This is a genomic window from Cryobacterium sp. MDB2-A-1, assembly GCF_004402675.1.
Classification (GTDB): Bacteria; Actinomycetota; Actinomycetes; order Actinomycetales; family Microbacteriaceae; genus Cryobacterium; species Cryobacterium glucosi.
The window spans coordinates 37,518-61,334 of the sequence record NZ_SOFK01000012.1; the positions used below are offsets into that span (position 1 = coordinate 37,518).

At 67.8% G+C, this 23,817-nt stretch carries 23 protein-coding genes; 18 read left to right on the forward strand and 5 right to left on the reverse strand.

All coding sequences use genetic code 11. The annotated features are described in order from the left end of the window. The first annotated feature begins 21 nt into the window (after window positions 1-21). The gene (locus tag E3O39_RS03120; RefSeq protein WP_134449452.1) at window positions 22-2,292 is read left to right on the forward strand and encodes a bifunctional (p)ppGpp synthetase/guanosine-3',5'-bis(diphosphate) 3'-pyrophosphohydrolase; all 2,271 of its coding nucleotides are present in this window, start codon (window positions 22-24) and stop codon (window positions 2,290-2,292) included. On the opposite strand, the gene E3O39_RS03125 is transcribed toward E3O39_RS03120, so the two are convergent. From E3O39_RS03125 to E3O39_RS03135, 3 genes are all read right to left on the reverse strand, one after another. Then, complete coding sequence (locus E3O39_RS03125) at window positions 2,279-2,893, reverse strand: hypothetical protein (RefSeq protein WP_134449453.1); 615 nt, start codon at window positions 2,891-2,893, stop codon at window positions 2,279-2,281. The two genes, E3O39_RS03120 and E3O39_RS03125, sit on opposite strands and share 14 nt — an antisense overlap. Window positions 2,894-2,998: 105 nt before the next feature. After that, entirely contained in the window at window positions 2,999-4,231 is a 1,233-nt protein-coding gene (locus E3O39_RS03130) for a DUF349 domain-containing protein (protein ID WP_134449454.1), read from the reverse strand. Window positions 4,232-4,316: 85 nt separating this feature from the next. Then, complete coding sequence (locus E3O39_RS03135) at window positions 4,317-5,129, reverse strand: peptidylprolyl isomerase (protein WP_134449455.1); 813 nt, start codon at window positions 5,127-5,129, stop codon at window positions 4,317-4,319. A gap of 110 nt (window positions 5,130-5,239) precedes the next feature. On the opposite strand from E3O39_RS03135, the gene E3O39_RS03140 reads away from it, so the two are divergent. The 16 genes from E3O39_RS03140 (at window position 5,240) to E3O39_RS03215 (ending at window position 21,969) form a co-directional block, all read left to right on the forward strand. Then, window positions 5,240-6,628, forward strand: a complete 1,389-nt coding sequence (locus E3O39_RS03140) for a replication-associated recombination protein A (RefSeq protein WP_134449456.1) — start codon at window positions 5,240-5,242, stop codon at window positions 6,626-6,628. Window positions 6,629-6,884: 256 nt separating this feature from the next. Beyond that, window positions 6,885-7,514 carry a 30S ribosomal protein S4 gene (gene rpsD / locus E3O39_RS03145; protein ID WP_134449457.1) on the forward strand — a complete coding sequence of 210 codons (630 nt, stop codon included), beginning with the start codon at window positions 6,885-6,887 and terminating at the stop codon, window positions 7,512-7,514. A gap of 141 nt (window positions 7,515-7,655) precedes the next feature. Further along, the gene (locus E3O39_RS03150; protein WP_134449458.1) at window positions 7,656-8,030 is read left to right on the forward strand and encodes a DUF948 domain-containing protein; all 375 of its coding nucleotides are present in this window, start codon (window positions 7,656-7,658) and stop codon (window positions 8,028-8,030) included. A 112-nt stretch (window positions 8,031-8,142) separates the two neighbouring features. Beyond that, window positions 8,143-8,376, forward strand: a complete 234-nt coding sequence (locus E3O39_RS03155) for a hypothetical protein (protein WP_134449459.1) — start codon at window positions 8,143-8,145, stop codon at window positions 8,374-8,376. Between the two features lie 57 nt (window positions 8,377-8,433). Next, window positions 8,434-11,088, forward strand: coding sequence for an alanine--tRNA ligase (alaS, locus tag E3O39_RS03160; RefSeq protein ID WP_134449460.1), 2,655 nt, complete (start codon window positions 8,434-8,436; stop codon window positions 11,086-11,088). A gap of 3 nt (window positions 11,089-11,091) precedes the next feature. Next, window positions 11,092-11,598: a Holliday junction resolvase RuvX gene (gene ruvX / locus E3O39_RS03165; RefSeq protein WP_174774833.1), complete on the forward strand. Its 507-nt coding sequence runs from the start codon at window positions 11,092-11,094 to the stop codon at window positions 11,596-11,598. Window positions 11,599-11,600: 2 nt separating this feature from the next. After that, entirely contained in the window at window positions 11,601-12,971 is a 1,371-nt protein-coding gene (mltG, locus tag E3O39_RS03170) for an endolytic transglycosylase MltG (RefSeq protein WP_241984959.1), read from the forward strand. Window positions 12,972-13,034: 63 nt separating this feature from the next. Continuing rightward, the gene (aroC, locus tag E3O39_RS03175; protein ID WP_134449463.1) at window positions 13,035-14,255 is read left to right on the forward strand and encodes a chorismate synthase; all 1,221 of its coding nucleotides are present in this window, start codon (window positions 13,035-13,037) and stop codon (window positions 14,253-14,255) included. Between the two features lie 13 nt (window positions 14,256-14,268). Beyond that, window positions 14,269-14,829: a shikimate kinase gene (locus tag E3O39_RS03180; protein WP_347233249.1), complete on the forward strand. Its 561-nt coding sequence runs from the start codon at window positions 14,269-14,271 to the stop codon at window positions 14,827-14,829. Next, the gene (gene aroB, locus E3O39_RS03185) at window positions 14,822-15,943 is read left to right on the forward strand and encodes a 3-dehydroquinate synthase (RefSeq protein ID WP_134449464.1); all 1,122 of its coding nucleotides are present in this window, start codon (window positions 14,822-14,824) and stop codon (window positions 15,941-15,943) included. The genes E3O39_RS03180 and aroB overlap by 8 nt, the downstream gene beginning before the upstream one ends. A gap of 86 nt (window positions 15,944-16,029) precedes the next feature. Continuing rightward, window positions 16,030-17,517, forward strand: a complete 1,488-nt coding sequence (locus E3O39_RS03190) for a GAF domain-containing protein (RefSeq protein WP_174774632.1) — start codon at window positions 16,030-16,032, stop codon at window positions 17,515-17,517. 80 nt (window positions 17,518-17,597) lie between these two features. Next, window positions 17,598-19,121, forward strand: coding sequence for an aldehyde dehydrogenase family protein (locus tag E3O39_RS03195; RefSeq protein ID WP_134449465.1), 1,524 nt, complete (start codon window positions 17,598-17,600; stop codon window positions 19,119-19,121). Between the two features lie 132 nt (window positions 19,122-19,253). Then, complete coding sequence (locus E3O39_RS03200) at window positions 19,254-19,679, forward strand: DUF779 domain-containing protein (RefSeq protein WP_134449466.1); 426 nt, start codon at window positions 19,254-19,256, stop codon at window positions 19,677-19,679. Window positions 19,680-19,861: 182 nt separating this feature from the next. After that, window positions 19,862-20,422 carry an elongation factor P gene (gene efp, locus E3O39_RS03205; protein ID WP_134449467.1) on the forward strand — a complete coding sequence of 187 codons (561 nt, stop codon included), beginning with the start codon at window positions 19,862-19,864 and terminating at the stop codon, window positions 20,420-20,422. Then, complete coding sequence (nusB, locus tag E3O39_RS03210; protein WP_134449468.1) at window positions 20,422-20,862, forward strand: transcription antitermination factor NusB; 441 nt, start codon at window positions 20,422-20,424, stop codon at window positions 20,860-20,862. Before efp ends, nusB begins: the two co-directional genes overlap by 1 nt. A gap of 42 nt (window positions 20,863-20,904) precedes the next feature. Beyond that, a complete protein-coding gene (locus E3O39_RS03215; RefSeq protein WP_134449469.1) occupies window positions 20,905-21,969 on the forward strand; it encodes a thioredoxin domain-containing protein in 1,065 nt (354 codons plus the stop codon). 16 nt (window positions 21,970-21,985) lie between these two features. Here the strand turns inward: E3O39_RS03215 and E3O39_RS03220 are convergent, their stop codons facing one another. Next, window positions 21,986-22,192: a hypothetical protein gene (locus tag E3O39_RS03220; RefSeq protein ID WP_134449470.1), complete on the reverse strand. Its 207-nt coding sequence runs from the start codon at window positions 22,190-22,192 to the stop codon at window positions 21,986-21,988. Between the two features lie 148 nt (window positions 22,193-22,340). Then, the gene (locus tag E3O39_RS03225) at window positions 22,341-23,018 is read right to left on the reverse strand and encodes a hypothetical protein (RefSeq protein WP_134449471.1); all 678 of its coding nucleotides are present in this window, start codon (window positions 23,016-23,018) and stop codon (window positions 22,341-22,343) included. A 164-nt stretch (window positions 23,019-23,182) separates the two neighbouring features. Between E3O39_RS03225 and E3O39_RS03230 the strand changes: the two genes are divergently transcribed. Continuing rightward, window positions 23,183-23,446: a toxin-antitoxin system YwqK family antitoxin gene (locus E3O39_RS03230; RefSeq protein WP_198413362.1), complete on the forward strand. Its 264-nt coding sequence runs from the start codon at window positions 23,183-23,185 to the stop codon at window positions 23,444-23,446. The last annotated feature ends 371 nt before the right edge of the window (window positions 23,447-23,817 follow it).

Sequence of the window (23,817 nt, forward strand, 5' to 3'; positions counted from 1 at the left end):
CGCTCGCGAACGAGGTGTGAGATGACGGAAACGACGACACCGCCACCGAACGCGCCGCTGCCCGCCGCTTCCCTCCGACGCCTCGTTCCGCGGATCTTCTCCCGCGCCCAGCCGGTCGGCGCCGTGGACACCCTGCTGCGGACCGTGCGGATGCACCACCCGAAGGTCGACCTGTCGATCATCGAGCGCGCGTATACCGCGGCGGAACGCGCCCACGAGGGGCAGGTGCGCCGCAGCGGAGAACCGTACATCACCCATCCGGTCGCCGTCGCCCAGATTCTCGCAGACCTCGGCATCGGTCCGAAGACCGTTGCCGCCGCCCTGCTGCACGACACCGTCGAAGACACCGAGTACACCCTCGACCAGTTGCGCGCCGACTTCGGCGACGAGATCGCGATGCTCGTCGACGGCGTGACGAAGCTCGACAAGGTCAAGTACGGCGACAGCACCCAGGCCGAGACCGTTCGCAAGATGATCGTCGCGATGTCCAAGGACATCCGGGTACTGATCATCAAGCTCGCAGACCGGCTCCACAACGCGCGCACCTGGGGATTCGTTCCCGCAGAGTCCGCGGTGCGCAAGGCGACGGAGACGCTCGAGATCTACGCCCCGCTCGCGCACCGCCTCGGGATCCAGACCATCAAGTGGGAGCTCGAAGACCTGTCCTTCGCGGTCCTGTATCCGAAGCTCTACGCCGAGATCGAAAGCCTCGTCAAGCAGCGCACCCCACAGCGCGAGGAGTTCGTGCAGCACGTCATCGACGCGATCGTCGAAGACCTCAAGGCCGCGCGCATCCGCGGCAAGGTCGCCGGACGGCCCAAGCAGTACTACTCGATCTACCAGAAGATGGTCGTGCGGGGACGCGAATTCGACGAGATCTACGACCTCGTCGGCATCCGTGTCCTCGTGAACTCGGTTCGGGACTGCTACGCCGTGCTCGGTGCGATCCACGCCCGTTGGACGCCGCTGCCCGGCCGGTTCAAGGACTACATCGCCACACCCAAATTCAACCTCTACCAGTCCCTGCACACGACGGTGCTCGGCCCGAGCGGTCGCGCCGTCGAGATCCAGATCCGCACCCAGGAGATGCACCAGCGTGCCGAGTTCGGCGTCGCGTCGCACTGGAAGTACAAGGAACAGACCACGGGCAAGAGCTCGGGGCCCGGCCCGCAGAGCGACACCGACATGGCCTGGCTCGCGCACATCTCCGACTGGCAGGCCGAGACCGCGGACCCCGGCGAGTTCCTGGACTCGCTGCGCTACGAAATCGGCGCCAAAGAGGTTTACGTCTTCACCCCGAAGGGCCGGGTGATCGGCCTGCCGACGGGAGCGACCCCCGTCGACTTCGCTTACGCCGTGCACACGGAGGTCGGCCACCGCACCATGGGTGCCAAGGTCAACGGGCGGCTGGTACCCCTCGAGAGCCCATTGGTCACCGGTGACGTCGTCGAGGTCTTCACCTCGAAGAACCCGGACTCGGGGCCGAGCAAGGACTGGCTCAACTTCGTCAAGAGCCCGAGGGCCCGAAACAAGATCCGGCAGTGGTTCACCAAGGAACGCCGCGACGAGGCCATCGAACAGGGCAGGGACGCCATCGCCCGCGCGATGCGCAAGCAGAACCTTCCCCTGCAGAAGCTGATGAACCAGGACTCCTTCGCCGAGGTCGCAGCGGTGATGAAGTACGAGGACGTCTCCGCGCTCTACGCCGCCGTCGGCGAGGGGCACATCAGCACGCAGTCGGTGCTCGAGAAGGTCGTCGCGACCCTGCAGAGCGTCGAGGAGAGCGATGCGACCGATCTGCCGTTCGCGCCGAACGGACGCACCCAGACGCTGCGCAACAGCGACTCCGGGATCCTCGTCCGCGGCGCGCCGGACATCCTGGTCAAACTCGCCCGTTGCTGCACCCCGGTTCCGGGAGACAAGGTCGTCGGCTTCATCACTCGCGGCGCCGGAGTCTCCGTGCACCAGGCATCCTGTCGCAATGTGCAGTCGCTGCTCAAGGAGCCGGAGCGGATGATCGAGGTCGACTGGGCCCCCACGTCGAAGAGCCTGTTCCTGGTCCAGATCCAGATCGAGGCCCTCGACCGCTCAGGACTCCTGTCGGACGTGACCAGGGTGCTCTCCGAGCATCACGTCAACATCCTCTCCGCGACCGTGCACACCTCGAGCGATCGGCTGGCGATCAGCCGTTTCGTCTTCGAGATGGGCGACACGACCCACCTGGACCGGGTACTCAACGCCGTGCGTCGCATCGACGCCGTCTACGACGTCTATCGCGTCAACGACGGGTAGGGTCCCCGAGCGCCTGCATGGCCGTTTCCGCGGCGTCGAGCTGAACGAGCGCCCTGTGGGTGTACGGGAGGCGGTCGATGGCGCAGGCGCGCCTCGCCGCCGAGGTGTCCGGGTGGCCGGCCAGGCGGAGCAGTGCCGCGATCAGGGCTGACGGGGCGGGAGACTCCGGGGGAGGCCAGCGCGCGAGGTCGAGTGCGGTGCGCAGCGGCCGGGTGACGAGAAGGCCGCCCGGCAGGATACCGTCCCTGCGCACGGTGCGGGCGCCGACCCGGATCGTGTTCTCGAGGTCACAGACAACCTCGCGGACGCCGAAACGCGGTGACGGTGGGAAGTACGCCCGCGCCGTGATGGGCACGCAGAACTGGTGGCGCCCCGGCTCGGGAGCGAGGCCGTAGATCCACGCGGCGGTCAGCCGTTCCGCGATCGCCCTGGCCGGCACCAGGAGGGCGAGGGACCGCGCCCGTTGGTCCCGGTCTTCCGCGAGGTCCACCGGGCTCCAGAAATCGCCGACGCGGAACAGCTCTCCGTCCAGGCACAGGCTCGAGAGCTCTGCGAGGGGGAGATCGCCCGGGGAAAGGACGTCGGGGAGTCGGATGCGCACCTGGACAGGGTGCGCCCCGGGAGTGCACGAAAGCGACGGGGCTCCGGCATCTGTGGACAGCTGCCGGAGCCCCGTCGCTTGTGGACGGACTCCGCGGGTTGCGGCTTACTGACCGATGGCCTTCAGCCACGCCTTGCGGGCCTCGAGCGCCTCGCGGGCGTCCGTGATCGCGCGGGCATCGGTTCCTGCCTCTGCGGTCGCGAGTTCGGCCTCGAGCTTGGCGATCGCGTCGTGCAGCTGGCCGGCGAGGCCCTCCGTACGCGCCTTGGTCTCCGGGTTGTTCCGAACCCAGTGATCGTCATCGAGCTTGCGGACGGCCGCTTCGACCTTGCGCATGCGATCTTCGACGACCTTGACCGAGTCGCGGGGAACCTTGCCGATCGCGTCCCAGCGGCGCTGCACGGAGCTGAGCGCGGTGCGGGCCATGGTGCGGTCGGTTTCGGTGAGGAGCGCTTCGGCTTCGGTGAGGAGCGCGAGCTTCTCGACGAGGTTCCCGGCGAATTCCTCGTCGTCCTGGGCGTCGATCTCAGACTTGACGGAGTACAGCACGTCGCCGGCGGCCTTGAACTTCGCCCACATGGCGTCGTCCTGCTTCTTGCCGCTGCGGCCGGCGAGCTTCCACTCGTCGAGCAGCGTGCGATAGGCGGGGATCCCGTCTGCGCCCTTCGGCGCGAGGGCCTCCGCCTGCTCGATGAGCTGCTGCTTGCGGTTACGGACGTCCTTGTGCGCCGTGTCGAGCTCGGCGAAGAATGCCTTACGGTTCTGCTCAATGGTCGTGCGTGCAGCGCGGAAACGCTTCCAGAGCTCGTTGGCCTCACCCTTGGGGATGCGAGGGGCATCGTGCTGGTGCGCCTGCCACTTGGCGAACAGTGCGTCGAGCGCTGCGCTCGTCTGCTTCCACTGCGTCTTGGCCGGGTCTTCTGCTGCGAGCGCCTCGGCCTCCTCGACGATCGCGGCGCGTTCGGCGACGGCGGCCACTGCGGCGGCCTTCGATTCGGCACCCTGCTGCTCCGTGAGTTCGCTGACGGCGCCGCCGAGGGCGCCGAGACGCTCCACGAGGGCCGCGAGGTTGCCGACGGCGTTGGCGGTCGCAACGGTCTTCGCGAGGTGCGAGACCGATTTTGCGATGTCCGCAGCCGGTGCGCCGCCCTTGGCGCGCTGTTCCAGAAGGGTGACCTGTCCGTTGAGTTCGACGTACTTGCGCTCGAAGTAGGCCAGGGCCTCCTCCGGCGTCGCGTCAGGATACTGGCCAACCGCGCGTTCGCCCGACGCTTCGCGCACGAAAACCGTGCCGGATTCGTCTACGCGACCCCATGGTTGCTGATCTGTCGTAGTCAAGAGTCTCACCTTAGATGTCGATGTGTGTGTGCCCACACTGGGCCAATACCCGGTCAAGCCTATTGCAAGGCCCGGACGGCTGGAACTACTGGACGCTGAAGGCGCTGATTAACGTGGTGACCTTGGGGGCGCCGTCCGTCGAACCGTCTGCGACTCCGGCGTCCGTGATCTGCGCCTTCACCTGGTCGAGCCCGCTCGTGACATGGCCGATCACCGTGTAGCCGCCTGCGGCATCCGCCGGGATGGTCGAGTCTTCGTAGAGGATGAAGAACTGGCTGCCCTGACTGTACCCATTGGCGCTCTGGCGTGCCATCGCGATCGATCCCGCCGGGTAGACGTTGTCGGCCGGCGCGTTCTCGACGGGCCCATAGCTGTATCCGGGGCCGCCTGAGCCGTCGCCTGCCGGGTCGCCGCACTGGAGCACGTAGATGCCCGAGGTCGTCAGGCGGTGGCAGGTCAGGTCGGAGTAGAAGTCGGACTGGACGAGGCTGATCGTGGACGAGACCGCCTGCGGGGCCGCCGCGCCGTCGAGTTCGATCCCGAGGTTGATGCCGTTGAGGCCGAGGGTGCCCGTCCAGGTGCGGCCCTCGGCGAGCGTGCTCGGAGGGACGGTTCCGGTGTTCGCGCCGGCCGCAGCGGTCGGGGTCGCCGACGGTGTGGCCGTGGGTGCTGCCGTTGCGGAGGAGCTCGGCGCCGGGGTGCCGGGACCGCCGTTGAAGAAGTAGACCTGGGCGACGACGGCGAGCACGGCGACGACGAGGACGGCGATGCCTGCCACGATGTTGTCCCTGCGGCGGCGGGACTGCTGGTGTTCGTGAACAGCCCGGCGTGCCTGGTATGCGCGAACCCGGATGCGGGCCTCGCGCTCGTCGCGATCCTGCTTCTTGTTCGCTGCCACGGCTGTCCTCCGGGAATCCGCGCGGACTCGTTCCGCAACCAGCTTGAACTCTACAACGAGAGGACCGCAGCTCGGACGCCGGTGTCAGCGGTGCGAACTACGCTTGAGGCATGGTCGATGGACAACCCGGACTGCGCAGCGGCGCAACACCCCTCGCGGTACGGATGCGCCCGACGACCCTCGCTGAAGTCGCCGGCCAGCGGCACCTTCTCACCCCAGGTTCGCCCCTGGTCAGCCTGGCCAGTGACAAGTCGGGGGAGCGCGGCGCGGTTTCGGTGATTCTCTGGGGTCCGCCGGGCACCGGGAAGACGACCCTCGCCCAGGCGATCGCGCACAGCTCCGGCCGTCGTTTCGTCGAACTCTCCGCCGTGTCCGCCGGCGTGCGCGACGTCCGGCAGGTGATGGAGGAGGCGCGCACGAGCCGCGACCTCTACGGACTGTCGACCGTGCTCTTCCTCGACGAGATCCACCGGTTCAGCAAGGCCCAGCAGGACGCACTGCTGCCCGGGGTCGAAAACGGGGTCATCATCCTCGTCGCCGCGACGACCGAGAATCCCTCTTTCTCCGTGATCGCGCCCTTGCTGTCCCGGTCCCTCCTGCTCACCCTCGAAACGCTCAGCGACGAGGACCTCGGGGTCGTCATCGACAGGGCCGTGACGGATGCCCGGGGTCTCGCCGATCGCTTCGTGCTGGAACCGGACGCCCGTGCCACGATCATCAGGCTTGCCTCCGGCGACGCCCGCCGTGCGCTCACGGCGCTCGAGGCGGCATCCTTCTCTGCATTGTCAGGGACGTCAGCATCGGGCACCGTGAACGATGACGATGACGGTGTCGATCCCGAAGCGCCGGAGCCGGACCTTCGCCCGGTCATCACGAGCGACACAGTCGCCCTCGCCGTCGACAGGGCGCTGCTGCGCTACGACCGCAACGGCGACGAACACTACGACGTGATCAGTGCCTTCATCAAGTCGGTACGCGGATCGGATGTCGACGCATCCCTGCACTACCTCGCGAGGATGATCGAGGCGGGGGAAGACCCGCGGTTCATCGCGCGCCGCATCATCGTCCTCGCCTCGGAGGACATCGGCATGGCGGACCCCCAGTCCCTCGTGATCGCGGTCGCCGCAGCCGACGCCGTGCAGCTGATCGGGATGCCGGAAGGGCGGATCCCGCTCGCCCAGGCCGTCGTGCACCTCGCGACCGCACCCAAGTCCAACGCCGCGTACATGGCGCTCGACGCGGCGATCGCTGACGTCCGCGCCGGCAAAACCGGCCGGGTGCCGAAGCACCTGCGCGATGCCCACTATGCCGGCGCCAAACGACTCGGGCACGGCAAGGGCTATCGCTACCCGCACGACGACACCGTCGGAGTCGTGCAGCAGCAGTATCCGCCGGACGAACTCAAGGCGGTCCGCTACTACCAACCCACCGAACACGGCAACGAACGCGAAGTCTCGGCACGCCTCGGCAAGCTGCGCCGGATCATCCGCGGCGACTGACGGCGGGCGCGCGCGACAGGGCCGAATGCACTCCCGCGCCCCGTCCCGCACCGGCACGGCCGCCGGGGTCCGGTGTGGTATTCTTTTGAGGCCTACAACTGGCATCGGTATGCGGCTGTGTCCGATTCCAGGTTGGAGAGGGAGCCCTGTAGCCGGGCACCCCGTGGCACACCCCTCTGATCTCCCATGACGCCTGCTCACGTGCGGGCGCCCTGGATTCCACCTTTTCTGTTGCTCGTTCCATTGAAAGGACACCGTGTCTACCAAGTCACGTACCCGCAGTAAGACCCGCCTGTCGCGGGCCCTGGGCATCGCCCTGACCCCGAAGGCCGCCCGCTACCTCGAGAAGCGTCCGTACGCTCCGGGCGAGCACGGTCGCACCAAGCGCAAGACCGATTCCGACTATGCCGTGCGTCTCCGCGAAAAGCAGCGCTTAAGGGCCCAGTACGGCATCCGCGAAGCCCAGCTCAAGATCGCCTTCGAAGAAGCTCGTCGCGCCCAGGGCCTGACCGGTGAAAACCTGGTCGAGATCCTCGAGACCCGCCTCGACGCACTCCTCGTTCGCGCGGCAATCGCCCGCACGACAGCTCAGGCCCGCCAGATGGTCGTACACCGTCACATCCTCGTCGACGGCCAGCTCGTCGACCGCCCCTCCTTCCGCGTGAAGCCGGGCCAGCTCATCCACGTCAAGGCTCGCAGCGAGGGCATGGAACCGTTCCAGGTCGCCGCTGCCGGCGGACACGTCGACGTGCTCCCGAAGCTCCCGCCGTACCTCGAGGTTGAGATCGACAAGCTGCAGGCCCGCCTCGTGCGTCGCCCGAAGCGCATCGAAATCCCCGTGACGTGTGAAGTCCAGCTCGTCGTCGAGTACTACGCAGCCCGCTAGGTTCCCCTGCCCGTCGTCAGACGGCATCTGAACTACGCTGGAGAGCGGATCACCCCCTACGGGGTGGTCCGCTTCGTGCGTTAACCGGTGCAGCACGCCGGGTGCCAATGCATGCCCCTCTCGGAATGGATGGAGTCACCAGTGTCAGGTGGAGATATCGCGGGCCTCGCCGCCGCCGTCGTGTTTGCCGTTCTCGTCGGGCTCCTCGCGGTCCCGCTGCTGAAGCTCGGCCGGGTGTTCGATGAGACGACCCTGGCCATCCATGAGCTGAGCCAGAACGTCACGCCGCTCCTCTCCGAAACCACGACGACCCTGCAAGAAACCAACAAACAGCTGGCCAGGGTCGACACGATCACCGGAAACGTCGCGGACGTGACGGGCAATGTCTCGGCACTCGTCGCACTGTTCGCCGCGACCGTCGGCGGACCGCTCATCAAACTCGCAGGCTTCTCCGCCGCCGTCAGGGCGGGTTTCCGCGCCGCATCCCCGACGCGCGCAGGCCGTCGGCGCGGGTAGTCGGCTACGCTGGAAAGAGGCTGGTCGAGTCCGGGATACGCCGGCCGCACCACACGCGCGGCCATCGCGCATTTCTTATCAGGGTCTCCACACCGTTCAGGGAGCATTTGTCATGAAGAATTTCATCTGGTTGGTCATCGGGGTCGGCATCGGATTCTTGATCGCGCATGAAGCCAACAACACCCGTCAGGGCAAGCTGTTCTTCAGTGACCTCGACACCAAGGCCCGCGAGTTCGGCGAGGCCATCTCCGATGGCTACCGCAAGCGCGAAGCCGAGCTGCGCGACGCGCTCGGCGACGTCGCCGACGCCGGAACGGATGCGCTCGGCGGAACGACCCGCCCCTGAGCCCGCTCAGCCCTCGCTACTTTTTCGCCTATTCATTTTCAACGAACTACGGAACCCATGCAGACTGCTGAAATTCGCGGGCGCTGGCTCGACTTCTTTGCCGACCGCGGACACACCGTCGTACCGTCGGCGTCACTCGTCAGCGACGACCCCACCCTCCTGTTCACCGTCGCCGGGATGGTGCCCTTTGTGCCCTATCTGACCGGCCTCGTCCCCGCGCCGTATCCCCGTGCGACGAGTGTGCAGAAGTGCATCAGGACCAACGACATCGAAGAGGTGGGCAAGACACCCCGCCACGGCACGTTCTTCCAGATGAACGGCAACTTCTCCTTCGGTGACTACTTCAAGGAACAGGCCATCGGCTACGCCTGGGAGCTCCTGACGACGTCTGAGGCCGACGGCGGCTACGGATTCGAGGAGAAGGACCTCTGGGTCACCGTCTACCAGGACGACGACGAGGCGTTCCGCTACTGGCGCGCCCTCGGCCTGCCGGAGGACCGCATCCAGCGCCTCGGAATGGACAGCAACTACTGGTCTACCGGCCAACCGGGCCCAGCGGGCCCCTGCTCCGAGATCTTCTTCGACCGCGGCCCCGCGTACGGTGCCGACGGCGGCCCGGCGACGGACGACGACCGGTACGTCGAAATCTGGAACCTCGTCTTCATGCAGTACCTCAGGGGCGAGGGGACCGGCAAGAACGACTTCGTCATCCTCGGCGACCTCCCGAAGAAGAACATCGACACCGGCATGGGTCTCGAACGTGTCGCCTTCCTCAAGCAGGGCGTCGAGAACATGTACGAGATCGACCAGGTCCGTCCGGTCCTCGACCTCGCTGCCGCCCTCTCCGGACGCCGCTACGGCGCCGTGCACGACGACGACGTACGCATGCGCATCGTCGCAGACCACGTGCGGTCCTCGCTCATGCTGATGAGCGACGGCGTCACGCCGTCCAACGAGGGTCGCGGCTACATCCTCCGGCGGCTGATGCGCCGCACGGTACGCGCCATGCGCCTGCTCGGCGTGGACGTCGCGACCTTCCCCGAACTGTTCCCCGCCGCGCGGGACGCCATGATGAGCGCGTATCCCGAGGTCCACGGCGACTACGCCAGGATCAGCCAGGGCGCATACGCCGAGGAGGAGACCTTCCTCCGCACCCTCGCGAGCGGCAGCACGGTCCTCGACGTCGCGGTCGCGAAGACGATCAAGGCGAAGAAGACCGAACTGCCGGGGGACACCGCGTTCCTGCTGCACGACACCTACGGGTTCCCGATCGAGATCACCCTCGAGATGGCGGAAGAAGCCGGGCTGAGCGTCAACCGGTCGGCATTCGACGCCCTGATGGCCAAGCAGCGCTCGATGGCGAAGGCGGACGCGAAGGCCAAGAAGACCCACCTCGCCGACCTCTCCGTCTACAGCGCCTTCCGCGCGTCAGGCGAGACGGTGTTCACCGGATACGAGGAACTGCAGACCGAGTCCAGCGTGCTCGGGATCATCGTGGACGGCGCATCCGTCACGAAGGCGGTCGCGGGCGAAATCGCAGAAGTGATCCTCGCCGAGACCGCGCTCTACGCCGAGTCCGGCGGTCAGGAGGCCGACGCCGGCCTCATCGTCGGCCGCGGCTACGAGCTCGAGGTCCTCGACGTTCAGAAGCCCGTCAAGGGCCTGATCAGCCACAAGGTGCACGTCACAAGCGGTGAGGTCGGCGTGGGAGACCCTGCGACGAGCGTCGTCGATCCCGACTGGCGACGCGGCGCCCGGCAGGCGCACTCCGGAACCCACGTGCTGCACGCGGCACTGCGCCAGGTCCTCGGCCCGAACGCGCACCAGTCCGGCTCGTACAACAAGGCCGGATTCTTCCGTCTCGACTTCTCCTGGAACCAGGCGCTCTCTGCCGCGACCCGCAGCGAGATCGAGGAGATCTCCAACAACGCGATCCGCGACAACCTGCCCGTCGTCACCCGTGAGCTTCCCCTCGCCGAGGCGAAGGCACTCGGGGCCATGGCGCTCTTCAGCGAGAAGTACGGCGACCGGGTTCGCGTCGTCGACATCGGCGGACCCTGGTCACGGGAACTCTGCGCGGGAACCCACGTGGGTTCGAGCGCCGAGATCGGAATGATCAACCTCGTCAGCGAGGCCTCGGTCGGGTCCACGAACCGCCGCGTCGAGTCCCTCGTCGGCCTCGAGGCCTTCCGGGACCTCGCTGCTGAGCGGGCGATCGTCTCCCAGCTGACCGCGAACCTCAAGACTCCCAAGGAACAACTGCCCGAACGCATCGGCGAGCTGCTCACGAGCCTCAAGGCCGCGGAGAAGAAGATCGCGGCTTTCGAGGCTAAAGCGCTGACCGAGCGCGTCCCCGCACTCGTCGCGACCGCCCAGCGCGCAGGGGCAGTACGCCTTGTCGCCGAGAACCTCGGCACCCTGCACTCTCCCGATGAGGTGCGGATGCTGGTCACGGCAACCCGGGCGCAGCTCGGCTCCGACCCTGCGGTGGTCGCGCTTGCGGCCGTCGTGGACGACAAGCCAGTCATCATCGTGGCCACCAACGCTGCAGCGCGGGAGACGGGCCAGCGCGCCGGGGCCCTCGCGAAGCTCGTCGCCGGCATCCTCGGCGGCGGGGGCGGCGGCAAGGACGACCTCGCCCAGGGCGGTGGAACCGACGTCGACAAGATCGCGAGCGCCCTCGTCGCCGTCCGCACCACGATCGCGGGCTGAAGAATGCGGCATGGCGTGCGGGTCGGAGTCGATGTCGGCAAGGCCAGGATCGGTCTCGCGATGAGTGACCCGCACGGCATGCTCGCGACCCCGGTCGAAACCGTTCCCCGGGACGGGAACGGCGTCACCGATGTCGCCCGCATCATCGCCGTCGTCCACGATCTCGGCGCAATGGAGGTCATCGTCGGCCTCCCGCTCGCCCTGTCCGGAAACCACACCGCGTCGACACAGGACGCCGTGGGCTTTGCGGAGGTGCTCGCCCTGGCCGTTCCCGTTCCCGTGCGCCTCGTCGACGAACGGCTCTCGACCGTCGCCGCCCAGGGAGTCCTCCGCACGGCAGGCCGGAAGGCGAAGACACAGCGCCCGGTCATTGACCAGGTAGCGGCCACCATCATCCTCCAGCATGCTCTCGACACCGAACGCGGTCTCGGGCATCCGCCAGGTTCTGCCGTTGTGCCGGCCGTTCCCGCCACGCCACCGTCGCCAGCCGCCCCGATCGAAGGGTCCTGATCGTGTCCCACCCACCGCTCGACCCCCGGGACGACCCGGCAGGCCGGAACTCAGCGGCGCCCCACGCGCACGGTACTCCTCCGACTCCTGCTCCCGGCGAGGAAACCCCGGTCAATCCCTGGGCATCTTTGCTGGCTCCGCACGCCGGGACGACGGCGTCCGGCGAGCCGGGCCACGCAGGGGCCCCCGCCGACGGCGGTGACTTCCCCACCCGCCGGTCGCTCCGCACGACCGCCCAGGCTCCGTCGACGTCACGATCGAGCCGTCGCTCCCAACTCGGCTCCGAGCCACCGCGACCGCCCAAGCGGCGTCGCAAGGGCGCGTGGGGCTGTCTGATCGCCCTCGTCGTGCTGGTGGCGCTCGTGGCGGGGGCCTTCTTCGCCCTGCAGGGCCCGATCTCTCAGCTCCAGGCGACCCTCGCCGGCCCCGCCGACTACTCCGGGTCTGGCGAGACGAAGGTCGTGGTCATGATCCATGACGGTGAGACCGGATCCGACGTGGCGAACACGCTGGTGGCCCAGGATGTCGTCAAGAGCTACGACGCCTTCTACAAGCTCCTGTTGAAGGTCACGCCCGCTCCGGTCTTCCAGCCAGGCGCGTACCAGCTCATGACGAAGATGAGCGCGAGCGCCGCGCTCACCGCACTTCAGGACCCTGCAAGCAAGCTCGAACAGACCGTCGTGATCCCGGAAGGAACGGCGGAGGCGGACATCCTCCAACTGGTCAGCGAGGGGACGAACCTCCCGCTCGCCGACCTCCAGGCGGCGTCCACCGATGTCGCGGCCTTCGGCCTTCCGGCAGAGGCCACGACCCTCGAGGGCTTCCTGTTCCCCGCGACGTACACCTTCGCTCCGGGCATCACCGCGAAGGACGCGCTCAAGACCCTCGTTGACCGCCAGTTCCAGGCCCTCGACTCCGCAGGGGTCGCGCCCGCCGACCGGTGGAAGACCATCGTGCTCGCCGCACTCATCCAGCGGGAGGCCGGCCTCGCCGCCGACTACCCCAAGGTCGCCCGGGTGTTCCTCAACCGGCTCGACCCGGCTCAGTGGGAGAGCGGGCTGCTGCAGTCCGACGCGACGGTGGCATACGGCACCGGCCACACGAACGTCGTCACGACGACGGATGCCGAACGCGCCGACGCGGGCAACGCATACAACACCTATGTCCACCCCGGACTCCCGGTCGGCCCGATCTCGAACCCGGGGGACCTCGCGATCAACGCAGCCCTGCACCCCGCAGACGGGACCTGGCTGTATTTCGTGACCTGGAACCTCGACACCGGCGAGACCATCTTCTCGACGACCGCAGCCGAACACGAAGCCGGTGTCGCCCAATGGCAGGCCTGGATGAAGGACCACCCCGAATATGGTTGAGCGCACGACACCCCCGCTTCCTGAGCGCGAGAACCACGGAAAGCCTGTGGAAGGATAGTGGGCATGCTTCGTTGGCTCACCGCAGGAGAGTCCCACGGCCCCGAACTCATCGCCATTGTCGAGGGTTTGCCCGCAGGGATCCCGGTCACACTCGATTCGATCCGCCTCGATCTCGCGCGCCGCAAACTCGGCTACGGCCGGGGCGCCCGGATGACGTTCGAGCAGGACGATCTCACCATTTCCGGCGGTGTCCGGCACGGGTTCACCCTCGGCGGGCCCGTCGCGCTGCGGATCGGCAACACCGAGTGGCCGAAGTGGTCAGAGGTCATGAGCGCTGACCCCGTCGAGACGGCGCCGGGCGAAGCCCAGAGCACCCGCGGCCGCGGCGCCCCGCTCACCCGGCCCAGGCCGGGTCACGCCGACCTCGTCGGCATGCAGAAGTACGGCTTCGACGAAGCCAGGCCCGTCCTCGAACGGGCCAGTGCTCGCGAGACCGCCGCACGGGTGGCCCTCGGTGCCGTCGCACGGTCGTTCCTCGCCGAGCTCGGCATCCGCCTGGTCAGCCATACCCTGTCGATCGGGCCCGTGCGCGTGCCCGAAGACGCTCCGCTGCCCCACCCGGACGACGTCGGGATGCTCGACGCCGACCCGCTGCGCTGCTTCGACGCGGCGACCAGCGCGCTGATGGTGGCCGAGGTCGACCAGGCTCACAAGGACGGAGACACCCTCGGCGGTGTCGTCGAGGTGCTGGCATACGACCTGCCGCCCGGTCTCGGTTCGTTCGTGCACTGGGACCGGCGACTGGACTCCCAGCTCGCGGCGGCCCTGATGGGCATCCAGGCGATCAAGGGCGTCGAGGTCGGGGACGGCTTCCTCACCACGACCCGCCGCGGTTCGCACGCGCACGATGAGCTCGTGCAGTCCGACGGCCGCATCCAGCGGGTCAGCGACCGCGCAGGCGGTACGGAGGGCGGCATGAGCACGGGAACCGTGCTGCGGGTGCGGGCAGGCATGAAGCCGATCGCGACGATCCCCCGGGCACTGCGCACCGTCGACGTCACGACGAGCGAGGCGGCCCCCGCCCACCACCAGCGGTCGGATGTCTGCGCCGTTCCTGCCGCAGGCGTCGTCGCCGAGGCCATGGTCGCGCTCGTTCTCGCCAACTCGGTGCTGGAGAAGTTCGGCGGAGACTCGATCGACGAGACCAGGCGGAACCTGGAGTCCTACCTCGCACACATCCCCGGCAACCTCAAGACGGGCGCGTCGAGCGACGCCTCGCTGTGATCCCGGCGGCACTGTGACAGCGGACCTGCCCGCCGTGCCGGAACCGGCAGGGGACGGTGACCTCCCGGACTTCCCGCTCGTGCTGATCGGGCCGATGGCCGCCGGAAAGACCAGGGTCGGCAAGCGGGTGGCGCGGGTGCTCGGCGTTCCGTTCGTGGACACCGACGCGCTCGTGGTCTCCGGACACGGGTCCATCGCGAACCTCTTCAGCCGGTACGGCGAAGGACACTTCCGCGCGCTGGAACGGATCGCCGTCGGCCAGGCCCTCGCCACCAGGGCCGTCGTCTCCCTCGGTGGGGGAGCGGTGCTCGATCCGGGTACCCGCGCCGACCTCGCCCGGTGCCGGGTCGTCTACCTGAGCGTGACGGAGAAGGCCGTCGCCGGCCGGATCAAGGGCGGCAAACGACCGCTGCTTGCTGGCGGGCTCTCCGACTGGATCCGCATCTACGAACTTCGCCGCCCGCTCTACGAAGAGCTTGCCGGTCTCCACATCGACACCTCGAATCGCCAGATGGACTCCATCGCCGACGATGTCGTGGCCTGGACCCAGAGAGGGCAGAACACGCATGACTGACGTTCACAACACCACCGAGACCACCGAGACCACCGGGACGACCGGGACGACCGTCATCACGGTGTCCGGAACCGACAGCTACCCGGTCATCATCGGCAGGGGACTGCTCTCCGAGGTCGCGGAACAGCTCGGCCCGAAGGTCGGCAAGGTGCTCATCGTGCACACCTCCACGCTCGGCGCTCGCGCCGTCGCCCTCCGCGAGGGCCTGCTCGCGCACTACGAGGTGCTCATCGCCGAGGTCCCGGATGCCGAGGCCGCCAAGCGGGTCGAGGTCGCCGCGTTCTGCTGGCAGGTGATGGGCCAGGCCGACTTCAGCCGGACGGACGCCGTGATCGGCTTCGGCGGCGGAGCCGCGACCGACCTCGCCGGTTTCGTCGCGGCGACCTGGCTGCGCGGCGTTCGCCTCGTCCAGCTCCCGACGAGCGTGCTCGGCATGGTCGACGCCGCCGTCGGCGGCAAGAACGGCATCAACACTGCCGAAGGCAAGAACCTGGTCGGCACCTTCTACGCACCCGCCGCCGTGATCTGCGACCTCGACACCCTCGACGACCTGCCCCGCAACGAGATCCTCGCCGGTTTCGCCGAGATCGTGAAGGCAGGCTTCATCCAGGTGCCCGAGATCCTCGACATCGTCGAAGCGGATGTCGCGGCCGTGACCGACCCGAAGACGCCGCAGTTCCGCCGCGTGCTCGAACTCGCGATCGAGATGAAGGCCCGCGTCGTCGGCGCTGACTTCAAGGAATCCGGCCTGCGCGAGATCCTCAACTACGGGCACACCCTCGGCCACGCCGTCGAGCACGCCGAACGGTACGGCTGGCGGCACGGCGCCGCGGTCTCTGTGGGCATGATGTTCGCCGCGGAGCTCGCCCGGCTGAGCGGACGGCTGTCCGACGAGGCGGCCGACCGGCACCGCAGCATCCTCGAATCGCTCACCCTGCCGACCAGCTACCCGGTCGGCCGCTGGAACACCCTGCTTGCGACGATGCAACGCGACAAGAAGACCCGCAGCGGAATGCTGCGTTTCATCGTTCTCGACGACATCGGCAAGCCGACGGTGCTCGAGGGCCCCGACACGTCGCTGCTCTTCGCCGCGTACCAGGAAATCGGCTCCTAGCGTCGTCGTCGAGGAATGGGTCCTAGAATGATGCCCTGAGCGGGCAGCGACCCGGTCGCCGACCAGAGTCGATCGGAGGACAGACAGTGAACCAGTGGACCGTGGGGTCGACAGGCGAACCCGTTCGGGATGTCGTGCTGAAACTGGCCAGGGCGCACGAGTCCGCATTCGGCTCGGCATTCGGTGCCGGAGCAGGTGCGGGGCCGGCCCGCCTCTTTCCGCGCTTCGGCGCGGAAGCCCACGCCGATTCGACCAGTCACGCGGATGCCCGCGGCGGAGTCCGCAGGCTCGTCCAGGAATCCTGGGAACGGTCCCTGTCACTGCAGATCGATCCCGCCCGCCCGGCACCCGAGCCGGAACTGTCGTCCGACGCGCTCAGGGAGCTGCGCGACCGGCATCCGCTCTCCGCGGTGCTTCCTGTCGTCCAGAACCTCCTGATCCGGCATTCGCTCGAGTCCGGTCTCATCGTCGCCATCGGAGACGAGTCGGGCAGGCTGCTCTGGATCGACGGCGACCGCACCGTGCGGCGCCAGGCGGAAGGCATGCTGTTCGTCGAGGGAGCCGACTGGTCGGAACGCCGGGTCGGGACGAGTGCCCCTGGGACGGCGCTCGCGCTCGATCACGGAATCCAGATCCAGCGGGCGGAGCACTTCAACCGGCTGGCGCACTCGTGGAGCTGCACGGCCGTGCCCATCCACGACCCCGATTCCGGCGTCATCCTGGGCGTCATCGACGTCACGGGAGGGGACGACGCCGTAGGTCCGCAGACCCTTCCGCTCGTCGAGGCCGCGGCCTGGGCGATGGAGGCCGAACTGCGCATCCAGCGGCTCCGCGATCGAAACGACAACGGACCAGGGCACGGAGGCCCGCGCGATCGCGCGATCGTGCGTGTCGCCGGATTCACGCAGGCGCCGCCGCCCACGACCCAGAGACGCCCGACGAATGCGCGGGTGTCCGTGCTCGGGCGCGACACCGGGTTCCTCGAGAACGGCCTCGGGTCCTTCGAACTGAGTCCGCGGCACGCCGAGATCCTGACCCTGCTCGCCTGGTACCGGGACGGCCTCACCGCCGACCGGCTGTCCCAGCTGCTGAGCGACCAGTCGAACTCCGTCGACAACCTGCGCGCGGAGATGGTTCGCTTGCGGAAGGTCCTCGACGGGACGGCCCCGCCCATCTCGATCGCCTCCCGGCCGTACCGTCTCGGTTCGCCGGTCGAGCTGGATGCGCAACGCGTGCTCGCCCTACTCGAACGTGGCGCCCACCGGGTGGCGCTCGGCACCTACCGCGGGCCGCTGCTGCCCGCCTCCGTCGCCCCCGGCATCGTCGAGATCCGCTCGGAGATCAGTTCCCGGCTGCGGCAGGCGCTGCTGAGCGACGCGAGCCCCGACCTGCTCCTCGAGTACGCCCGCAGCGACGAGGCGGCCTGGGACGAGGAGGTCTGGCGCGCGTGCCTGGAACTGCTGCCGCCCCGGTCGCCGAAACGGGCATCCGTCGTCGCTCGCCTCGCGAAGATCGAGGCGGACCTCGCCGAAACCGGCGCCCCGGGTGGCGGGCGCAACCTCCCGCAACCCTGACGCAACGGTCCCTCCGCGTACGCTCGGGCCAGGTCCGCAGCAGGCGGACCCCACCGACAACGTCGTCGACGAGGAGAGAAATGACCGTCTATGCCAACCCCGGGACCCCGGGCGCCAAAGTCACCTTCAAGCCCCGCTATGAGAACTGGATCAACGGGGGCTGGGTCAAGCCCGTCAAGGGCCAGTACTTCGAAGACATCTCTCCGGTGAACGGGAAGCCGTTCGCCGAGGTCGCCCGCGGAACGGCGGAGGACATCGAACTCGCGCTCGACGCCGCCCACCGGGCCGCGCCGGCCTGGGGCAAGACGACGGCGACGGAACGCGCCGCCGTGCTCAACAAGATCGCCGACGTCATCGACGCGAACAAGGAACTGCTCGCCGTCGCAGAGACCTGGGACAACGGCAAGCCGATCCGCGAACCGCTGAACGCCGACCTGCCGCTCGCGAGCGACCACTTCCGCTACTTCGCTGCTGCGATCCGCTCGCAGGACGGCGACCACGCCGAACTCGACAACGACACCGTCTCGTACCAGTTCCACGAGCCGCTCGGCGTCGTCGGCCAGATCATCCCGTGGAACTTCCCCATCCTGATGGCCGTCTGGAAGCTCGCCCCCGCCCTCGCGGCAGGGAACGCGATCGTGATGAAGCCGGCGGAGCAGACCCCGGTGTCGATCATGGTGCTGATCGAACTGATCGGCGACATCCTGCCGCCCGGCGTGCTCAACATCGTCAACGGGTTCGGCCTCGAGGCGGGCAAGCCGCTTGCGTCCTCCCCGCGGATCCGCAAGATCGCGTTCACGGGCGAGACCACGACGGGCCGCCTCATCCTGCAGTACGCGAGCGCCAACATCATCCCTGCCACGGTCGAACTCGGCGGCAAGAGCGCGAACATCTTCTTCAGCGACGTCGCCCAGGAGCAGGACAGCTTCTACGACAAGGCCCAGGAAGGTTTTGTGCTCTTCGCCTTCAACCAGGGCGAGGTCTGCACGGCACCGAGCAGGGCGCTCCTGCAGAAGCCGATCTACGAGAGCTTCCTCGGCAGCGCCATTGAGCGCACCCGCAAGGCGATCCAGGGCAACCCGCTCGACACCGACACCCAGGTCGGGGCCCAGGCGAGCAACGACCAGCTCGAGAAGATCCTGTCCTACATCGACATCGGCAAGCAGGAGGGCGCCCGTCTCGCCCTCGGCGGTGAGCGTGTCGACCTCGGCGGTGACCTGAGCGGCGGCTATTACGTGCAGCCGACCATCTTCGAGGGCAACAACAAGATGCGCATCTTCCAGGAGGAGATCTTCGGGCCGGTCCTCGCGGTCACGAGCTTCTCCGACTACGAGGACGCCATTTCGATCGCCAACGACAACCTCTACGGGCTCGGCGCGGGCGTCTGGTCCCGGAACGGCAACGTGGCATACCGGGCCGGGCGCGACATCCACGCCGGCCGGGTGTGGGTGAACAACTACCACCACTACCCTGCCGGCGCCGCGTTCGGCGGGTACAAGAGCTCTGGCATCGGCCGCGAGAACAACAAGCTCGCCCTCGGGCACTACCAGCAGACCAAGAACCTGCTCGTGTCCTACTCGGAGAAGCCCCTCGGCTTCTTCTAAACGGCATCGTGCCGAAGGGGGCCGCCGGTATCGACCGGTGGCCCCTTTCGGCCGTCCCGCAGCTCGACTACCGTTGGTGCACATCCCGCCCGATGACCATCGAGCGTGAATCGAACGATGAAAGGCCAGGCAATGTCGCCAGCAGCGCCCTCAACAACCACGGTCATCGCCTCCGTCACGGTTCCGGGGGAGACCACGCCGCGCGTCGAGTTCACGCCGGCCGCCGTCGACACCCTGCGCGAGCTCTGGGCCGAGTTCGGACCGCTGATGTTCCACCAGTCGGGCGGATGCTGCGACGGCAGTTCGCCGATGTGTTTCCCGGCCGGGGAGTTCATCACCTCGGACCGCGACGTGCTGCTGGGCCGGCTCGACATCGCGCCGGCCGGTGAAACGGCCCAGGCCGTCGACTTCTGGATGTCGGCGGAACAGTTCGAATACTGGAGCCACACGTTCCTGACGGTCGACCTCGTCCCCGGCCGGGGCAGCGGCTTCTCCCTCGAGGCTCCGCGCGGCGTGCGTTTCCTGATCCGGTCCCGCCTGATGGAAAGCTTCGGCTGAGGGCTCGTTCGGGAAGGTCGTGCCCATCCCCGGTCGTTCGTGACTCGCGACAGGGGGTGGCCGAACCTGCGGAGTGCCCGTTGGCCCGCCTTTGGCTCTCAGCCTCCGGGCAACTACACTCGTTTGAGGCCGATTCGGCCGCGCACCTTCCTAACTGAACTGAATGAACGGAAACGCTTTCCATGGCATCAACCGCCGATATCCGAAATGGCGTCGTCCTCAACATGGACGGCCAGCTTTGGGCCGTCACCGACTTCCAGCACGTCAAGCCGGGCAAGGGCGGCGCTTTCGTTCGCACCAAACTGAAGAACGTCGTCACGGGCAAGACCGTCGACCGCACCTTCAACGCCGGAGCCAAGATCGAGACCGAGAACGTCGACCGCCAGGACTTCCAGTACCTGTACGCGGACGGCGACTCCTACGTCTTCATGGACGTCTCCGACTTCGACCAGCTCACCGTCTCCAACGTCGTCGTCGGCGAGGCCTCGAACTTCCTCCTTGAGAACCAGAACGTCACCATCGCCCTCCACAACGGCAACCCGCTGTATGTCGAGCTGCCGGCATCCGTCGTGCTCGAAATCACGTACACGGAGCCCGGCCTGCAGGGCGACCGCTCCACCGGCGGCACCAAGCCCGCCACCGTGGAGACCGGGTTCCAGATCCAGGTCCCGCTGTTCCTCGAACAGGGCACCAAAGTCAAGGTCGACACCCGCACCGGTGACTACCTCGGCCGCGTCAACTAGTGAGCGCACGAACGAAGGCGCGTAAGCGCGCGCTCGACATCCTGTACGCCGCCGACGTGCGGCAGACGACGATTCCCGAATCGCTCGCCGCCGAGGCGCAGCGGGCCGCGAGCGAACCCGCGCGGATGGCCTCCTGGCTGTACGCGCGCGAGATCGTGGACGGCGTCGTCGATCACCGCGAGGAGATCGACGAACTCATCGAGACCTACTCGCAGGGCTGGACGCTCAAGCGGATGCCGGTCGTCGACCGTGCCATCCTGCGGATCGGGATCTGGGAGATCCTGTTCAACGATGCCGTTCCTCACGCCGTCGCGATCGATGAGGCCGTCGAGGCCGCGAAGATCCTGTCGACGGATGATTCGGCCGGGTTCGTCAACGGATTGCTCGGCAGGATCGCGCAGACGGCCCCGCCGGCGTCGGCTACTCCCGCAGCACCCTAGGCTCGTCCGCACCGTCCCGTACCGTTCGTCCAGGGGAAGATCATGAGCAACGACAATCCAGAGCCGTTCCCGTCCTACCCGGACCAGTCCGGTCTGCCGGCGTCCCCCGAGCAGGGAACGCCGCATCAGGATTCGCTCCAGCCGTACCCGCAGCAGGACTACCGGCAGCAGGAGTACCCCCAGGTGCCCCGCACGAACACGCTCGCGATCGTCTCTCTCGTGTCCGCGTTCGTCGTGTCCCTCGTCGCCGTGATCACGGGGCACATCGCGCTCGGCCAGATCGCACGCCGCGGTGAACGGGGGCGCGGCCTCGCCATCGCGGGTCTTGTGATCGGCTACGTGGGACTGGCGTCCACGGCCGTCCTCATCGTCCTCTCGATCCTGTTCGCTGCGGCCTTCGGTCGGGTCTTCCTGAACATGGCCCAGCACGGCGGCTTCGGCGGGCCGGTCACCTCGGCGACGAGCGAACCGGACGCCTCGCAGGGCCTCCTGCCGAGTGGCACGCTCGGCGCGGCCCACTTCGACGATGGTTACGTGTCCGTCGGCACCGGCAGCCAGATCGTCGACGAGTACATCGACCCGATGTGCCCGTACTGCGGCCAGTTCGAGGCGACCAACGGCGCGCTGCTCGCGAGCCGCGTCGATGACGGCTCGATCACACTGCGACTGCACGCGCTGACCTTCCTCGACCAGGCCTCCCAGGGCACGTATTACTCGAGCAGGGCATCCTCCGCGCTCACCTGCGTCGCAACACTCGCTCCGGACTCGACCCTCGACTACCTCGCGGCCCTGTTCGCGAACCAGCCGCAGGAGAACACCCAGGGCCTCACTGACGCTGAACTCGCCGCGCTTTCGCCGGCCGGTACGGACATCTCCGCCTGCATCGCGCAGGGCGACTACCAGATGTGGTCGGAGGCCAACACCGATGCCGCCCTCAACGGGCCCATCCCTGGAGCGGAGATCGATTCGATCCAGGGCACGCCGACCGTGCTCGTCGACGGGGCGCAGTACCCGGGCGGACTGACCGACAGCCGTGAGTTCGAGGCATTCCTCGACTCTGGCTCAGGATCCGGCCAGTCGACGACCGAGGGGTCGTCGGGCGCCTGAGCGCAATCCGGCCTGGCTACAGGACGGCGTAGAGGCCTTCGAGGGCGCTCGCGATCGAGTCGAAGCTGCCGATCCGCTGCCCGTCTTCGTTGACCAGCAGGAACCCGCGCGGCGTTCGCTCGAGGATGCCCGCGAGTTCATCGGTCACATCGTGACGGACCTCCCAGCGCGCCGGGCCGGCGTCCACGACGGAAAACAACTGAACGAGGTCCGTCCGGTCCATTCAAATCCTTCATCTGTACGTGCTTTCGCCAGCGGATGCCTGCCGCGGGACAATCCTGACGTGTGCCGGGCCCGACCGCAACTTCTGTTCGGTGAACACCCGGTGACGGTGTCGGCGTGGTCCAGGCGGAGCAGGTCAGGCGGGCAGGTCAGAGTGCGATGGCCAGGGCCAGGATCCGTGAGCGCGGCTGATCGGCCCAGGTACCGGAGAGGTGCTCCGGGACGCCGCCGGTGGGCGTCCGGGCCGCGAGAACGCTCGTCTCCGCAGTAGGGCTGCCGGGCACCCTGAGTACGACGAGGCGCAGGGAGCCGGCCTCGACCACGGTCGAACCGAGCTCGTCCCTGGTCGAGAGAGCTGTCGTCGACGACAGTGCCGGGGTGGACGCATCCGTGGTCCCGCTGCCTGCGACCGTCGCCGTGGACTCCCGGAAGACGAGTTCCCCGTCGACGTCGACGAACTCGTCGGCCTGGGTGCCGCCGCGGTGGATGGTCGTTGCGAGCGCGGCGATGTAGGTGGGATCCCCGGTGGCGTCGTATGTCCAGCGACGACCCAGGACCGAGTGTTCCATCGTGCCGATCAACCAGGCGTCGCCGCCTTCGAGGGGCGCATCGCGATACGTCAGCGGCACCTGGAGCACCGGACCGTCGCCGGCACGCACGAGCAGCGTTTCGATGCCGACCTCACCCGCCGGATCGTCAAAACGGTATGCCGCGACGGCCGTCAGGGGGGCGGAGGGATCGCCGGCGAACCAGGACTGCATCCGCAGCCAGGGTTCGACGAGTTCAAGCTTGGACGGCCGAAGCTGGGCCCGGTGGATGAGTGCCATGACCTCGATGGTAGGGCACGTCCGCCTGGCAGAAAGGGCTGTCAGGCCGGAGACGTCTAGAACAGCCGGGAAGTCCGTATCCGTCCGCACGTCGCCGACTGGTCGGCGGCGTTGAGGTCACTCCGCCACTGTCGGCGTGAGCCGTCGGCTGGCAGACTGGGGGCGTGAATCCAGAGCCGATCCCGTCGTCCGCTGCACCAGACGGTCTGCACGCGTCGTCGCCCACGTCGCGGGTCGACCACTATGCCACTGGTGAGACCAAGGCGAGCGGGAGCACCCTCGATGGCGAACTCCACGGCGAGTGGGAGTGGTTCCGCACAGACGGCACGCTGATGCGTACGGGAGAATTCGACCGCGGCCGCCAGATCGGCGTCTGGCGCACCTGGGCCAGGGACGGCAGCCTCGTCAAGGAGACCCGCTTCCGCTGAGTCGCTCACTGACTCGATTCCGCGCCCTCCCGCAGCCGGCCGACAGGATCTCGGACCTCTGCTGCGCGATGTTCCGCACGTCGGTGAGCGTCCCGAACTCAGGAGTTCCGTGCGGCCGGGTGGGATCGGCTGCACTTGTCCGCGGACCCGAGTTACCCGCCCGGCCGCACGGATCTCCTGAATTCGGAACCATGGGCAGGAGAATCAACCGTCTTCAGGTATGAAACTCGGAATGAGAAGCCCCCAATTATGTGAGTAAGTCTCGCATTCGTGTTCGATTCGGGGTAGAATCGGGGTATGGCAGGAGCTTGGGATCCCCAGTCACACACCCCGCAGGCCCACGATTCAGTGGCCGCGGGCGATCAACCCAC